9 protein-coding genes are annotated in these 14,939 nt (G+C 47.9%); 7 read left to right on the top strand and 2 right to left on the bottom strand.

From position 1 onward, the window contains the following. Nucleotides 1-69: 69 nt before the first annotated feature. A complete protein-coding gene (typA, locus tag FGL37_RS06995; RefSeq protein WP_028069376.1) occupies nucleotides 70-1,875 on the top strand; it encodes a translational GTPase TypA in 1,806 nt (601 codons plus the stop codon). A 175-nt stretch (nucleotides 1,876-2,050) separates the two neighbouring features. Here the strand turns inward: typA and FGL37_RS06990 are convergent, their stop codons facing one another. Beyond that, complete coding sequence (locus tag FGL37_RS06990; protein ID WP_081817832.1) at nucleotides 2,051-2,557, bottom strand: ecotin; 507 nt, start codon at nucleotides 2,555-2,557, stop codon at nucleotides 2,051-2,053. A gap of 267 nt (nucleotides 2,558-2,824) precedes the next feature. On the opposite strand from FGL37_RS06990, the gene FGL37_RS06985 reads away from it, so the two are divergent. The 6 genes from FGL37_RS06985 (at nucleotide 2,825) to FGL37_RS06960 (ending at nucleotide 13,636) form a co-directional block, all read left to right on the top strand. After that, a complete protein-coding gene (locus FGL37_RS06985) occupies nucleotides 2,825-4,543 on the top strand; it encodes a GMC oxidoreductase (RefSeq protein ID WP_051606700.1) in 1,719 nt (572 codons plus the stop codon). A 40-nt stretch (nucleotides 4,544-4,583) separates the two neighbouring features. Beyond that, nucleotides 4,584-7,385 (top strand): excinuclease ABC subunit UvrA, encoded by a 2,802-nt coding sequence (uvrA, locus tag FGL37_RS06980; protein ID WP_028069373.1) that lies wholly within the window; start codon nucleotides 4,584-4,586, stop codon nucleotides 7,383-7,385. A 162-nt stretch (nucleotides 7,386-7,547) separates the two neighbouring features. After that, nucleotides 7,548-9,191 carry an alkaline phosphatase PafA gene (gene pafA / locus FGL37_RS06975; protein WP_028069372.1) on the top strand — a complete coding sequence of 548 codons (1,644 nt, stop codon included), beginning with the start codon at nucleotides 7,548-7,550 and terminating at the stop codon, nucleotides 9,189-9,191. 151 nt (nucleotides 9,192-9,342) lie between these two features. Then, nucleotides 9,343-9,792 (top strand): RrF2 family transcriptional regulator, encoded by a 450-nt coding sequence (locus tag FGL37_RS06970; RefSeq protein ID WP_028069371.1) that lies wholly within the window; start codon nucleotides 9,343-9,345, stop codon nucleotides 9,790-9,792. 221 nt (nucleotides 9,793-10,013) lie between these two features. Continuing rightward, the gene (locus tag FGL37_RS06965) at nucleotides 10,014-12,797 is read left to right on the top strand and encodes an outer membrane beta-barrel protein (protein ID WP_051606698.1); all 2,784 of its coding nucleotides are present in this window, start codon (nucleotides 10,014-10,016) and stop codon (nucleotides 12,795-12,797) included. 44 nt (nucleotides 12,798-12,841) lie between these two features. Then, a complete protein-coding gene (locus FGL37_RS06960; protein ID WP_051606696.1) occupies nucleotides 12,842-13,636 on the top strand; it encodes a GLPGLI family protein in 795 nt (264 codons plus the stop codon). Nucleotides 13,637-13,837: 201 nt separating this feature from the next. Here FGL37_RS06960 and FGL37_RS06955 read toward each other — a convergent pair whose 3' ends face one another. Further along, a complete protein-coding gene (locus FGL37_RS06955) occupies nucleotides 13,838-14,860 on the bottom strand; it encodes a cytochrome-c peroxidase (RefSeq protein WP_028069369.1) in 1,023 nt (340 codons plus the stop codon). Between the last annotated feature and the right edge of the window lie 79 nt (nucleotides 14,861-14,939).

Here is a 14,939-nt window from a genome sequence, read left to right as displayed (position 1 = left end):
AGTTATAAATTTTATGGTGCAAAATGTTTATCTTTGCACCCTAAAATTTTATAAAAATATTCTTGCTCAATGCAAAACATTAGAAACATTGCGATCATCGCTCACGTCGACCACGGTAAAACTACGCTTGTAGACAAAATTTTATACTTTACCAATCAATTCAGAGAAAATGAAAATGCTGGTGAATTAATCCTAGACAATAATGATTTAGAGCGTGAGCGCGGGATCACTATTGTATCTAAGAACGTATCAGTAACATATAAAGGTGTTAAAATCAATATCATTGATACCCCTGGTCACGCCGATTTCGGTGGTGAGGTAGAGCGGGTATTGAAGATGGCCGATGGGGTTGTCCTATTGGTGGATGCATTTGAAGGCCCTATGCCGCAGACACGTTTCGTTACCGGTAAAGCACTGGGACTGGGTATCAAGCCTATCGTTGTTGTCAATAAAGTCGATAAGGAAAACTGTCGTCCGGATGAGGTTTACGAAAACGTATTTGACCTCTTCTTCAACCTGGGCGCGACCGAAGAGCAGCTGGACTTTCCCGTGTTATACGGATCGTCAAAACAGGGCTGGATGTCCACAGACTGGAAAAACCGCACCGAGGACTTTACAGACCTATTGGAAGCGATCATCAAATACATCCCTGCGCCTAAGGTATCAGAAGGTACATTGCAGATGCAGGTCACCTCGCTGGATTATTCAACTTTCGTGGGCCGTATCGCGATCGGCCGTGTTGCCCGGGGTACCATCAAAGAAAACCAGCCCGTATCCCTGGTAAAACGGGACGGAAAAGTTGTAAAATCCCGTGTCAAAGAACTTCAGGTATTCGAAGGCCTGGGCCGCATCAAAGTACCGGAAGTACATGCCGGCGATATCTGCGCCGTCGTGGGTATCGAAGGTTTTGATATCGGTGATACGATTGCAGATTTTGAAAATCCAGAGCAGCTGGAGGTTATCGCTATCGATGAGCCTACGATGAACATGCTATTTACCATCAACAACTCGCCATTCTTTGGTAAGGAAGGTAAATTGGTGACTTCACGTAATATTTACGACCGTTTGCAAAAGGAATTGGAGAAAAACTTGGCGCTACGTGTGGTCCCAACAGAATCTCCGGATGCTTGGTTGGTCTATGGCCGTGGTATCCTCCATTTGTCCGTGTTGATCGAGACCATGCGCCGTGAAGGGTATGAGTTGCAGGTCGGCCAGCCACAGGTGATCATCAAAGAGATCGATGGTCAGAAATGTGAGCCAATCGAAGAACTGGTCGTTGACGTTCCTTCAGACGTATCCGGTAAAGTAATTGAGCTGGTTACTCAACGTAAAGGGGAATTATTGATCATGGAAGCAAGAGGTGATATGCAGCATCTGGAATTCTCCATTCCTTCACGCGGTATCATCGGATTGCGTAACAACGTATTGACAGCGACTGCCGGTGAAGCCGTGATGGCACACCGTCTAAAAGGCTATGAGCCTTGGAAAGGAACGATTCCCGGCCGTCTGGCAGGTGTACTCATCTCCCTGGACACAGGTTCGACCACAGCATATTCGATCGATAAATTGCAGGATCGTGGCCGTTTCTTCGTTGATCCGGGCGTGGAAGTATACGAAGGACAGATCCTGGGCGAGCATATCCGTGACAACGATTTGACAATCAATGTGACCAAAGGTAAACAGCTGACCAACATGCGTGCTTCCGGTTCGGATGACAACGTACGTATTGCACCGGCAATTAAATTCTCTTTGGAAGAATGTATGGAATATATCCAGGCGGATGAATACATTGAGGTAACACCACAATCTATCCGTCTGCGCAAAATCTATCTGACAGAAAACGAGCGTAAACAAAACGCTAAAAAATTCCAGTAAGATAGCTTATACGATCATAAAAAAGCCATCGGACTTGCGTTCGATGGCTTTTTTATTTGCCCTTCCGGGGGACAGCCTGACCCTTGTGGGCCCTGATGCCATGACGATCGTTTGCTGTTTCGTATTTCTGTCGTAATTCGATCGCAGGGAACGTCGGGCTTCAGATATCTGTCCTTTATTTCTTTGAACGTACTTCGGCAGCACGATAAGTGTCTCCGTCGGTGCTGTAGATCTTAAACTGTGCTTCGTAACCCTCCGGTACGTAAATCACGATCGGCATGCGGCCATTGTAACGCACGGTTTCGGGCTGTGCACTGACAAAGAGGTTACGCTTTGCCTTGTCAGGGCAGGCCATCATGGTGCCGGCGACTTGACCATCTGTCTTAAAAACGTAGTAGTCGTAGCCCCATCCCTGCAGATCTTTCTTTTCGAGCGATCCAGACAGATGAAAGGCGTTGCAACCATCGACTTCCATCCATTTGCCGACAGCGAATTCAATTTTTTTGTTTTTGTCGTTTTCGGAATAGGGGACCTCGATCACCATTTTCTTATAGCCCTTTTCGGGAGCTGGGAAAATGCTCAGATCTATTTTGTCGATTACCATTTGTGCCTTGCTTACCGTTGTCGATGCAATCAATGCGATTAACATCATGAACATCATTTTGAATACATGTTTTCTCATAACCAATTTTTATTTATATAAACGCACGATTTGTTTATGCTGCTACACACTCCGTGAAATTATATTTTTAAGACTTGGCTAAAGGCAAAAGGATTAATCGAAAATCTATTAAATTTTAAAATAATTGCTTGTGCAATTAAAATGGATTGGTCTTAGATTTGGCTAACGCACGCGACCCGGCAAGGCAGCGGCCTGCGATGGTTTGTAACAAAATCATAAAAATTAGAACCCCTGCTTTTCGCAATCGTATAATTAGCAGTATATTACATGTCCAAACGGAACCTAAATAGTATGATAAAAACAGAAAATCATTTTGATGCCATCGTGATCGGCTCCGGTATATCCGGCGGTTGGGCTGCCAAAGAATGCTGTGAGAAAGGTCTGAAGACACTGGTATTGGACCGGGGTCGGGATGTCCGGCATATTCAGGATTATCCGACCGCTTATTACGATCCCTGGGAATTTCAGCATGGTGGACAGTTGAGCCGTGAGATCCGGGAGCAGAATCCCGTAGCTTCCCGCTGCTATGCCTTCCGCGAGGATGCCCGGCATTTCTTTCTGCCGGACGCTGAGCAGCCTTATATTCAGGAAAAACCTTTTGACTGGATCCGTGCCAATCAGGTGGGCGGCAAGTCGCTGCTCTGGGCCCGGCAGACCCAGCGCTGGTCGAAGTATGATTTTGAAGGGCCCGCCCGGGACGGATTTGCCGTGGACTGGCCGATCCGCTATGAGGATATTGCACCGTGGTACAGCTATGTGGAGCACTTCGCAGGCATATCCGGCAATAAAGACGGCATAGACGCTATGCCCGACGGCGATTTTCTGCCAGCCTGGGAAATGAATGTGGTGGAGAAAGTCATACAGCAGCGCATCATGGCGCGTTACAAAGACCGTTCTGTGATCCAGGGCCGATGTGCCCATTTGACGGCGCCGCGGCAGATTCATGTCGACCAGGGACGCAGCCAGTGTCAGGCACGTAGCCTTTGCCAGCGCGGCTGTCCCTTCGGTGGCTATTTTAGCTCCAATGCTTCGACGCTCCCATGGGCAGCAAAGACCGGCAGGCTGACCCTGCGGCCCCAGTCACTGGTCGAGTCCATCATTTACGACGACAAACGGCAAAAAGCCGTGGGTGTGCGCATCATCGATACAGAAACCAAGGAGACTAAAGCGTACTTTGCGCGAATCATTTTCGTCAATGCCTCCGCGCTGGCCACCAACCTGATCCTGCTCAATTCCACATCCGCCCGTTTTCCCAACGGCCTGGGCAACGATAGCGGCCTGTTGGGAAAATATGTTGCTTTCCACAATTACCTGGGCGCGATTTCTGGTACGGTCGAAGGCTATGCGGACAGCTATTACTACGGACGGCGGCCTACACAGCCGATCATACCCAATTTTAGAAATGTCCAGCGGCAGGAAACAGATTTTCTGCGGGGCTATGCTTCGTTTTTCAGTGCCGGCCGCCCACGCGGGACAGCCTATCAGGGCGACAGCGTGGGAGAGGCCTACAAGGATGGCCTCTGTGAGCCCGGCGGCTGGACTGTATCCATGATGATGCAGGGCGAGACCATCCCTAAGGAAAGCAATCATGTACGGCTGAGCCCAGATCAGAAAGATCCTTATGGCATGCCCCAGCTGATCACAGCCGTCGGCTATGACCCGAATGACTATAAATCCAGGGACGACTTTTTTGTGCAGGGGCAGGAGATGCTGGAGGCGGCCGGAGTTCGCAATCTCATGACCAGCGACAGCGGACAAAATCCCGGACTGGATATCCATGAGATGGGCGGAGTACGCATGGGACACGATCCCCGAACCTCCCTGCTCAACAGATGGAACCAGATGCATCTGGTCAGCAACGTATTTGTTACCGACGGCGCCTGCATGACTTCCACAGGGACACAAAATCCCTCGCTGACCTATATGGCGCTCACGGCGCGGGCAGTGGATTACGCGGTCAGCGAGATGAAAAAGGGCAACTTATAGTCAGACAGATTGCGTAACTTTGTGTGAGATAAGGATTATTATGAGTAAACAGGTGGAGCATACTCCAAAAGAATATATTCAGATTAAAGGGGCGCGGGTCAATAATTTAAAAAATATCGATGTTGATATCCCCAAAAACAAATTGGTCGTCATTACCGGAATGTCGGGTTCAGGGAAATCATCGCTGGCTTTCGATACGCTCTATGCAGAGGGACAGCGGCGTTATGTGGAGAGCCTGTCTTCCTATGCCCGGCAGTTTATGGGACGCATGAATAAGCCGGAGGTGGATTATATCAAAGGCATTGCGCCGGCCATTGCCATCGAGCAGCGGGTGATCACCAGCAATCCACGTTCTACCGTCGGTACATCCACCGAAATATATGACTACCTCAAGCTGCTCTATGCACGTATCGGCAAGACCATATCCCCCATATCCGGACGGGAAGTGACCAAAGACAGCGTGAGCTCCGTCGTCGATCATGCGCTGCAGCTTGGCCCCGGAGAATCCGTCACGATCCTTGCGCCACTAGTGCCCACGCATGGCCGCAAACTCAAAGAGGAACTGTCCCTTTTGCTGCAGAAAGGTTTTGTGCGTGTCGTGTATCAGGACAAGATGCAAAAGATTGAAAGTGTGATCGACGATAAGACCATTGCCAATCAGGATATCCGGAACGGTGAGGTGCTGATCGTCGTGGACCGTGTACGCATCGAGCAGGATGACGATACGATCAACCGCTTATCGGACTCCGTTCAGACTGGATTTTTTGAAGGTAAGGGCGAGCTGTATCTCGAAGTCCATGGCAACAGACAGCATTTCTCGCACAAGTTTGAGCTCGACGGGATGACTTTCGAGGAGCCTTCCCCCAATTTTTTTAGTTTTAACAATCCCTACGGGGCCTGCCGCCGCTGTGAAGGCTATGGCAAGATCATCGGTATAGATCCCGACCTTGTCATCCCCGACAAGAGCCGTTCGGTGTACGATGGTGCCATCGCACCATGGCGGGGTGAGAAAATGGGCGAGTGGCTGCAGGTTCTGATCAAGAATTCGCTGAAGTTTGATTTTCCGATCCATCGGGCCTACTCCGATCTGACGGCCGAACAAAAAGAATTGCTCTGGACCGGAAATAGCTATTTCGCTGGTCTCAACGCATTTTTCGAAGATCTGGAACAGCAGACCTACAAAATTCAGTACCGCGTGATGCTTTCGCGCTACCGCGGCAAGACGGACTGTCCCGACTGCCGTGGGACGAGGCTGCGCAAAGATGCCACCTATGTCAAAGTGGGGGGCAGGTCCATCACGGATATCGTACTCATGCCCCTCGAGGAAGCTTTGGCGTTTTTCAGGCACCTGCCGCTGGAAGGAAATGAGCAGGTCATTGCCAAGCGCCTGCTGGCCGAAATCATCAACCGGCTGCAGTTTCTCTGTGATGTGGGGCTCAGCTACCTCACGCTCAACCGGCTGTCCAATACCCTTTCGGGCGGCGAATCGCAGCGGATCAACCTGGCCACTTCCCTGGGAAGTTCACTTGTCGGATCGATCTATGTGCTCGATGAGCCCAGCATCGGACTGCACCCGCGGGATACACAGCGGCTCATTTCGGTGCTCAAATCCCTGCGTGATGTCGGCAATACCGTCGTCGTGGTCGAGCATGAGCAGGAGATGATGGAGGCTGCCGATTACCTGATCGATATTGGTCCCGAGGCTGGCATCCACGGCGGGGAGATGGTGTTTGCGGGTACCTACGCCGAAATCCTGAACGATAGCAAAAGCCTGACGGGGCGATACCTCAGTGGAAAAAGCCGCATCGAAATACCGAAAAAACGCCGCCCATGGTCGGATAGCATTACCGTCAGGGGAGCGCATGAAAACAACCTCAAGGGGATCGATGTGCAGTTTCCCCTAAATACTTTTACAGTGGTATCGGGCGTATCCGGCTCAGGCAAGACTTCCCTGGTCAAGCGGATCCTTTACCCCGCATTGCAGAAAGCCATTGGCAATTATTCGGGCGAACAGACCGGTGTTTACGATGCGATCGAAGGTGATATTGCCAAGGTAGAACAGATCGAGATGGTCGACCAGAATCCCATCGGGCGCTCGTCCCGCTCCAATCCGGTCACCTATGTCAAAGCCTGGGACGAAATCCGGGCCTTATACGCCAGTCAGGCAGCGGCAAAAGCAGCAGGACTCAAGCCGGCAGCATTTTCGTTCAACGTGGAAGGCGGGCGCTGCGATGTCTGCCAGGGAGAGGGCGAAGTCAAGATCGAAATGCAGTTTATGGCAGATATTGTGCTGCCTTGTGAAGCCTGTGGCGGCAAACGCTTCAAACAGTTTGTGCTGGATGTGCATTACAAAAATAAGTCTGTGGCGGATGTGCTCGAACTGAGTGTAGATGAGGCCATCGAATTTTTCGGCGACCAGCCCAAGATACTGGCCAAGCTGCAGCCCCTGCAGGATGTCGGTCTGGGCTACGTCAAACTCGGACAGTCCTCCAGCACACTGTCAGGCGGTGAGGCCCAGCGGATCAAGCTGGCTTCCTTCCTGATCAAAGGCAACAACAGCAAAAAGACACTCTTTATCTTCGATGAACCGACTACAGGGCTGCACTTTCAGGATATCCAGAAGTTGCTGAAGTCCTTTGATGCATTGATCGATCAGGGCAATAGCATTTTGGTCATCGAACATAATATGGATATGATCAAATCGGCGGACTGGGTCATCGATATCGGTCCCGAAGGAGGCAATAAGGGTGGGCAGCTCGTGTTCGCGGGCCTTCCGGAAGATCTTATCCATTGTAAAGATTCTTATACAGGGCAGTTTTTGAGGGCACATTTAAAAGATTAAATCTTACATTAGCATTGTGTTGTCTGTTCACAATGCCAACAGCCTTGTGAAGGCGACCGAAACGGGATAAAAATAGATGTAAAAACCAACGAATATGTTACGGAGTAGGGATACCGGGACTGATGAGGAATCCTATACTCACACTCACTATACCATACTAAAATGATAAAAAAATTTTTTTTAAGTGTCGTACTTGGAATAGCAGCACTCTCCACCATGGCACAGCAACCGGAAAGACCGAAGCTGGTCGTCGGTCTGATGGTCGACCAGATGCGCTGGGATTATTTATACCGTTTTGCAGACCGGTATGGCAATGATGGCTTCAGACGGCTATTAAAAGAAGGCTTCTCCTGTGAGAATACACTGATCAACTATATTCCGACGTATACCGCGATCGGGCACAGTTCCGTCTACACTGGATCGGTTCCCTCCATTCACGGGATCGCTGGCAATGACTGGATTGAAGAGCAGACCGGCAAAAATATGTACTGCACCCAGGATGACAATGTCGTTGGCGTGGGCACCGTCGAAAAGGAAGGAAAACAGTCACCCCGCAACCTGCTGGCCTCCACGGTGACCGATCAGCTCAAGCTGGCCTCCAACTTTAAATCCAAAGTGATCGGTATTGCCATCAAGGACCGCGGCGGTATACTGCCTGCCGGCCATTTTGCGGATGCCGCCTACTGGTTTGAAGCGAAATCGGGCAACTGGATCACGTCCAATTTCTATATGGACAAATTGCCGAAATGGGTGGAGGACTTCAATAAGAAAAAATTAGCTGAAAAATACCTGAAAGCAGACTGGAAACCTATGTACGACATCAGTACCTATGCTGCCAACAGTATTGCAGACGATAATATATACGAGGGCAAATATCCCGGTGAGGACAAGCCCACCCTACCGCGCGCCACATCCAAATTAATGAAAGACGAAGGTCTTGAGCTGATCAAGACGACTCCGATGGGCAATCAGCTGACCCTGGATCTGGCCAAAGAAGCGATCAAACAGGAGCAGATGGGCAACAATCCAACAAAAAATACAGATTTTCTCTGCGTCAGCCTCTCGGCCACCGATTATGTCGGTCACCGTTATTCCCTGACCGCTGTGGAGATCGAAGATATCTACCTGCAGCTGGATAGGCAGCTGGCTGATTTCTTCGCCTATCTGGACAATACAGTGGGCAAGGGCAATTATACCTTCTTCCTGACCGCAGATCATGGCGCCTCGTACAACTCCCGTTTCTTTATGGATATGAGAGGCAATGGCGGTTACTTCTACTCTCGTCAGATCATTTCGGGACTCAACAAAACGCTGAAAGAAAAATTCGGACAAGAAAAGATTGTAAAGAGCATGATGAACTACCAGGTGCATCTCAACAATCAGCTGATCGACTCGCTGCAGCTGGATCGCGACAAGATCAAGGAAACCATTATCCGTCAGCTGCGCCACACCGACGGGGTGGCCTATGTGGCTGACATGGAAAAAGGCGAGAGCCTGATGATTCCGCAGCCGATCCGCGAGAAGATGATCAATGGTTACAATTTCAAACGCAGCGGCGTGATCCAGATCGTTTGCGAGCCACAGTGGTATGACGGTACACCCCGCTCCACAGGTACGACACACGGGACATGGTCGGGCTACGATTCACATATCCCGTTGGTATTCATGGGCTGGGGCATTAAACCGGGAGTGTCCAACACCGAAGTGCATATCGTTGATATTGCTCCGACCATTGCTGCCCTATTGCACATCACCGAGCCCAACGGAAGTATTGGTAAGCCGATCACAGCCGTATTGGGACAATAAAAGACATCTTTATATATCCAGGGGAGCCCTTAGCATTGCCATCCACTACGATAGCAGCTGCTAAGGGCTCTTCATTGCGTAAAGCCCAGTGTGGTTTTATACTATAGAATAAAAAACGTAAATTTGCAATTCAACAGGGGGTTAACAGATTATGCTTTCCAAAAAGACAAAGTATGCAATAAAGGCACTGATGGTGCTCGGCCGTAATTATGGGAATGAACCGATGCAGATCGTGAAGATTGCGCAGGAAGAAAATATTCCAAAAAAATTTCTGGAACAGATTCTTCTCGAGATGCGCAACGCGGGAATTCTCTACAGTAAGAAAGGTGCAGGTGGTGGCTACAGCCTCAATAAAGCTCCCGAGGATATTTTCTTATCCCAGGTCATGCGGCTGATCGATGGGCCAATTGCGCTGCTACCCTGCGTGAGCCTCAACTTCTACCGTTCCTGCGACGAGTGTATCCAGGAACATGCCTGCGGTATCCGCGATACCTTCGTCGAGGTGCGCAATGCCATGCTGCAGATTCTGAATGATACCAGTATTGCCCATTTAATCAATAAAGAAAAAGAATTGAATCTTAACGTGGACGAAGCGAACTAAATTCGTCTTATATCGTTAAGGAAGGAGGTGTAATATAACTGTTACATCTCCTTTTTTTTATTTATAATATTCTGTTATCTAGTTATTTATTGTTGTCTTTTTTAGCTTTTTTAATCCCTTTTATTTCTTGATTTATTCATTTGATGATTATTTAACATTATTTTACGAATTTTCCGTAGCAACATAGGTATCTTTATTGCGACAACATATAAACGGAAATTATGAAATTAGCCTATCTCTTCCTGTTGATTCTGGTGCTTATGGTCTGCAGTACAGCAGCCTTTGCGCAGCAGAAGCTGTCAGGTACTGTGGTGGACGGTAAAGACCGGGCCAAGCTGTATCAGGCGTCCATCGCACTGCTCAATCCCAAAGACTCTATTTTGATCAAATTTGACCGTACCAAAGAGGACGGAAAGTTTCAGATCAGCAATCTGGATACCGGGACCTATAAAATGGTCGTCTCCTATCCGCAGTATGCGGACTTGGTCAAAGACATACAGGTGGGCGTTCAGGGACTTGATCTCGGTACGGTATCCCTTTCCAAGGCAGCCCTGCTTCTGGAGGAGGTACAGGTGACGGGCAAGATTCCGGTCGTTATCAAGGGCGATACCATCGAATACGATGCGGGCAGCTTTAAGGTCGAGAAGGACGCCAAAGTCGAGGATCTGCTAAAAGTTCTGCCGGGGATCACCATCGACGGAACCGGCAAGATCACCGCCCAGGGCAAGGAGGTCAAAAAAGTATTGCTCGACGGCGAGGAATTTTTTGGCGACGATCCGACGCTGATCACCAAAAATATCCGGTCCGATATGGTCAGCAAGGTGCAGGTATATGAGAAGAAATCTGATCTGGCGGTACGCACTGGCGTTGATGACGGGGAGCGGACGCAGACGATCGATATCCGGCTCAAAGAAGATAAAAAGAAAGGCATGTTCGGCCAGGCGGTTGCCGGAGCAGGAACAGACCGTTATTATGGAGCAAAAGCCATGCTCAACAAATTCAAAGGTTCGCAGAAGATAGCAGCCTACGGCATCCTGGCCAATGATGGCATGGTCGGACTGGGCTTTGAAGACAGTCAGAAATACGGAGTGGGCGGTAGCAGCAACGTGCAGATGATGGACGGGGGTGGCATTATGATATCCTCCAGTGGCGACGGCTCCGATGGTGGATGGGATGGTAAATATTATGGTGGCGGAGTGCCAAAAGCTGTCAATATGGGGGCAAGCTATTCCGACAAGTCGAAGGATGATAAGCACAAGATCAATGTCAACTATAAACGCAGTCAGATTGATGTCGCCAATACCAGTACGTATAACGCGCAGAACAACCTTCCCGAACGTGCTCAGATCGACAATACTGTGACCCAGTCCGAAAACGAAACCAAGTCAAATATCGCAAACCTGCGGTATGATGTAAAGCTCGATTCCTTTTCGGATTTGACCCTGAATATGGGGCTCACCAAATCCAGCCGTGACAATTCATCCTTTTCCGAAGCAGACCAGCGCACACTGGATGGTACCATGATCACCAAGACTTCATCCCGTACGGATATGGACAGTGATCTCGACAAGTTCAATGTCAACGCTATGCTGACACGGCGTTTCAAAAAAGAACGGCGCTCCATTACTTTTGATGTCAATGCTAATACGGACCAGAACCGCTCCAGCACTAAATACTTCTCGGACAACGCGTTTAATAGCGGACGTAGGGATACGATTGATCAATTTAAATATGATAAGCTCAGCAACAATACCTATGGAGCGTCGGTCACTTATACCGAACCCTTATCTAAACGGCTCACGGCAGCAATTGGTTATTCCTTTACCAACAATCAGTCCCGTACGCTCAACCAGTCCTTCGATAAGGATGTTCAAACAGGACAATATACTGTTCTGGATCAGGATATCCTGAACGATTTTGACTTTTCCAGTCTCAAAAATGGCGTGAATGCGTCATTGACTTATAAGTCCAGTTCCTTGACGGTCAACCTCAGCAATAGGGTCGATTTTGAGGATGTCAAGCGGACATATAATAACCTGAATAAGGTTCTCCAACGCGACCAGACTTCGGTCAATCCTAATTTTTCAATAAGCTACAAGATTTCGAAAAGCAAGAATCTGAATTTTCGCTATACAGGACGTACTGCACAGCCCTCGCTGACACAGATTGAGCCGTTGCGCCAGAATGCCCAGCCACTGATCGAGTATCTCGATAATCCGGACTTGAAAGCGGGCTTCAATAATTCGTATTTTATCAACTATAACAGTTATAAACAACTCAAAGACCGTGGTGTCTACTTCTATGTCAGTGCTGACCAGGGCAGGAAGAGCATCAACAATTTTGTTCGTTACAACCTGGAGGAAGGCACGCAGCAGATCTCCTATGTCAATATCGATAAAGACAACTGGCGGATGTATGGTGGTGGATCTTATTACTTTGTGCTCCATAAGAAATGGGGCCTTAAAGCCGATTTAGGGATGCGTGCACAGTACAATAGCCAATTCAGTTATTTGTCTTTGCTGAACGAGGATGCCCAGCTGAACAGGAACCAGACGAAGAGCATTACTGCAGATATCGGATTCAACAGAAACAAAGCCAATAAAATGGACTTTTATGTCAATTTCATGCCCGGCGTTGAACAGATGAGTTCTTATTTGCAGCCAGACCTCAATCGTACTACATTTATGCTGCGCTCGTATGCACAGTTTACCTACTATCTGCCAAAAGATTTTAAGATTTCCATTTCTGCCAACCAGAATTATCAGGCAGCAACCAAGACCCTGCAGTCCATCAACCTGATCAATATGAATGGCTATATCTCTAAAAAATTCCTCAAAGACAAGTCATTGGAAGCGCAGTTGTTTGTCAACGACATCTTTAACAAAAACAATGGGGTATCACGTTATCAGAGCGGTACATCATTTATCCAGACCAGTAATGAGGTCTTGCGGCGTTATGGCATGCTGAAGGTGATCTACAATTTTACCACGATGAACCGTCCATGATCCAAAGACATAAATGAATATTTAAAACATGAAAGGAGACCTCAATGACTAAGCATATAAAACTCATCTTTTGGATAATAGGTCTGTGTACCGGCGTAGCGCATGCCCAGCATGCCTATTTCCCCAGCAGTGGTACGGTGACCTATGAGCGGAAATTTCACGTGCAGAATTTCCTGAAACGCAATTACCTGAACAAACCGGATCTGGACACCTGGGATAAGTTAACGGTAGACAATGCCGTAAAAAATGGTCCTGTGGAAGTGGTCACTCATCATACGCTCAAATTTTACGATAGCGAGACCTTATTTGAAACGGTGCAGGAAGACTACCCTGCGAGTTACCGGAATGTCACACGCTATAACGCCATTCTTCCGGATGCGAAAACCTATATTAACTTCAAAAATCAGGAATATCTGAAACTGCTGCCTTTTGGGGACGAGCAGCTCTTGCTAAAAGACTCACTGCCGGCAGTGAAATGGAAGTACACCGACGAATACCGTCATATTGCCGGATACGATTGTCGCAGGGTCAATGGCATTATTCAGGATTCGATCTATGCCGTCGCCTTCTTTGCGGGGCAGATTCCGATTCCGGGCGGTCCCGAACTCGTGCACGGTCTTCCCGGACTGATACTGGGTATCTCGATTCCCAGTATGAATGTCAATATGTTTGCGACCAAGGTGGAAATCAGCAATGCTCCGGTCTCCAATGTGCTGACCAAGAAAAAGAAGGTCGTGCCCGAATCCAAGGCCGAAATCACGAAAAAGTTGAAAGAAACAGTGTACGATTGGCTGGACGAAAGCGAGTTCAGAAAGCGGCTCCAGAGTGTATTTTTTTAGCGAGGTTCCTCAAGCTCTACAAAAGGTAGTGTTTTAGCTTGATTTCCATATCCGCATATTATTCATGATACTACCCCGAAGTACGAAAAAATAAAATTTTTCGCTATTGGCTGACGAAAGAAAGAAAAAAGCCCAATATGACGGAAGCTTTTCTCCGTCAGCAGCCGAGGACGGGAGCGGCTGGGGGGGAGTTATCATAATTTATTTCCCGACAAACTTGCTGTCACTTAACGTTTTTATAAAGTTGATAATATCCTGTTTTTCCTGTTCGCTTAGCGGTATTCTATTGCCGTTCTCTTTTAAAATAGGATCAAGGTTATCGGCATCTAAAACGCCATTGTCGAAATAATCCAAAACAGCCCTCAAAGTCGGAAACTGGCCGAAACTTCCGTAGGGAGCGGTATATTCGGCATTCCGTAAAGAGGGAACCCGAAAATTCATAAAATCAGCAGGTATTCCTGTCACCCTTGCCCGTCCCGCTTCTTCGGTGCTCGGGTTCAATGGGAAACCGACATTCCGGAAACTCTGGTCTGTAAACAACTCTGTGCTGTGGCAACTTGCACACTTCATTTTAAACGTGTGATAGCCCCGTGCTTCACTTTCTGTGAATATCTCGCCCTCATTTCGTATTACCTTATCGTACTTACTGTTGGCGGAGATGAGTGTATATTGATATTGTGAAAGACTGCGGTAAATTCTGTCGGGAGTAATATCTTCATCGCCAAATGTCTTTCTGAACAACTCTTTGTAATCATGCTCAACCTTTAGCTTTCCAATGACTTCCAAAATAGAAGAGTTCATTTCCTCATGCGTGATGATAGGAACCAAAGGCTGGCTTTCTAATGTAAGTTTGCTTCCGTCCCAATTATAAGACTTCATAAACACCAAATTTTGGATGGGTGGGGTATTCCGAAGCCCAATGCGACCATAAATCCCTATAGCTTGTGCATTATTATCGGCAAAAGCATTGGATTGCCTGTGGCAACTGGCACATGAAATCGTGTTGTTGCCACTAAATTTTTTCTCGTGGAATAGCTTTTCACCTAATTGCACACCATATTCTGTGGGCTTATTTTTGCTTAACGAACTGTTGACTGCCGGGAACCCTTGTGGCATTTCTAATGGGATTTCGGGGTTGTCGTAAGGCATTGGCTCAATATCATCCTCCTTGTTGCACGACAACAACAGCCATAAGATGGATAATATTAGGAGTACTTTTTTCATTGAAATACTTTGTTTTTTATCGGTAATGAAGCTTGTATAAATTGCCAGACACCATTTATGCAGGTTTCATGTATCCGAA

It is taken from the genome of Sphingobacterium thalpophilum, assembly GCF_901482695.1.
Lineage (GTDB): Bacteria > Bacteroidota > Bacteroidia > Sphingobacteriales > Sphingobacteriaceae > Sphingobacterium > Sphingobacterium thalpophilum.
This window is presented reverse-complemented; position numbering and strand designations above follow the sequence as displayed.